Source organism: Actinomyces oricola (genome assembly GCF_004104015.1).
In the GTDB taxonomy this organism is placed as follows: Bacteria; Actinomycetota; Actinomycetes; order Actinomycetales; family Actinomycetaceae; genus Actinomyces; species Actinomyces oricola.
Genome location: NZ_RYFV01000065.1, coordinates 1 through 1,336 on the forward strand (window position 1 = coordinate 1; position 1,336 = coordinate 1,336).

Annotated in this window: 2 protein-coding genes; both read right to left on the reverse strand. The window is 65.1% G+C overall.

The annotated features are described in order from the left end of the window. Positions 1-31: 31 nt before the first annotated feature. On the reverse strand, positions 32-997 hold the full coding sequence (locus tag EUC46_RS12400) for an IS3 family transposase (protein ID WP_206646008.1): 966 nt from the start codon (positions 995-997) through the stop codon (positions 32-34). A gap of 2 nt (positions 998-999) precedes the next feature. After that, on the reverse strand, positions 1,000-1,290 hold the full coding sequence (locus tag EUC46_RS12405; RefSeq protein ID WP_128774461.1) for a transposase: 291 nt from the start codon (positions 1,288-1,290) through the stop codon (positions 1,000-1,002). Positions 1,291-1,336: the final 46 nt, after the last annotated feature.

A 1,336-nucleotide genomic window follows, 5' to 3' on the forward strand; every position in this document is an offset into this window, starting at 1 on the left:
TGTGGTTCCCCCCGAATCGTGGAGGGCTTCCTTATGCGGTTTTGGGCAGGCCCTGGGCCGTGTTGGTCTCGTAGTCGATGGGGCTCTGCATGTCGGCTGTGCTGTGTCGGCGGTCGTGGTTGTAGAACCCGTAGCACCAGTCCAGCACAACGGCTTGGGCTTGGCGAGGGCTGGTGAAGTCGTGTCGTGACAGGACTTCCCATTCCAGGCTGGAGAAGAACGCCTCAGCGGCGGCGTTGTCGAAGCACGAGCCGACGCGGCCCATGGACTGGCGCACCCCGAGCTTGCGGCACAAGGTGGTGAACGAGTTCGCTGTGTAGGTCGAGCCCCGGTCGGTGTGGAAGATGACCCGCCGGGTCTCATCGGTCTGCCAGCCGGGCTGGTTGACCTGGTTGACGCCGCCGCGGGCTGCGATGGCCATCTTCAGCGCCGAGCAGGCCAGTTCGGCGTTCGGGTGCAGCCCGGTCGCAGCCCCGAGCAGCCGCCTGGAGTACAGGTCGATCACGGTCGCCAAGTACAGCTTCTGACCCGGCCGGCCGTGCTCATCGATGGTCGGGATCTCGGTCATGTCACCCACCCAGCGGGTATTGGGCCGCTCGGCGGTGAAGTTCCGGCGCAGCAGGTCGGGGAACGCAGGCTTGGTCGGGTCCTGCCGGGTGAGCCCGTTGTGGCGCTTGATCCGGCGTGCGATGAGCCCTTGGCGGCGCATCGAGTCCGCGACGGTCTTCTCGCTCACCTGCCAACCGTTGTCACGGAGATCGGCATGTAGCCGCGGCGAGCCGTGCAGCCCCCGCCTCGCGGTGAACATCGCCTTCACAGCCCGGTCGATGGTGTCCCGACGCCGAGCCCGATCAGTATGCAACCCCGACACCGCTGCGGGACTGTTGGCTCGCCTGAGCCACTTGTAGAACCAAGCCAGGCTCACCCCGAGCAGCAGGCACGTGACAGTGTGTGGCACCCGATAGTTGGTCCTCTGGTCGGCGATGAAGCGTGCCACGCTCACTTCGTCGCCTCCTTCACCCACAGGACCACGGATCGCTTGAGGACATCACGCTCCATCCGCAGCTCAGCGTTCTGAGCACGCAGCCGTTTCAGCTCCTCATAGTCGTCGGTGGACAGACTTAAGGAGCCGTCCCGCTCCGCTCGTGCCCGGCTCACCCAGTTGCCCAAGGTGCCCTCGTTCACGCCAAGGTCACGCGCGACCTGAGCGATCGGCTTCCCCGTCTCCTCAACGATCCGGACAGCTCCCTCACGGAACTCCCGGTCGTACTTCTTCCGCTTCTCTGACATCACCACTCCTTATAGCTGATGCCTCTACGGTCCGGGGGGAACCTCA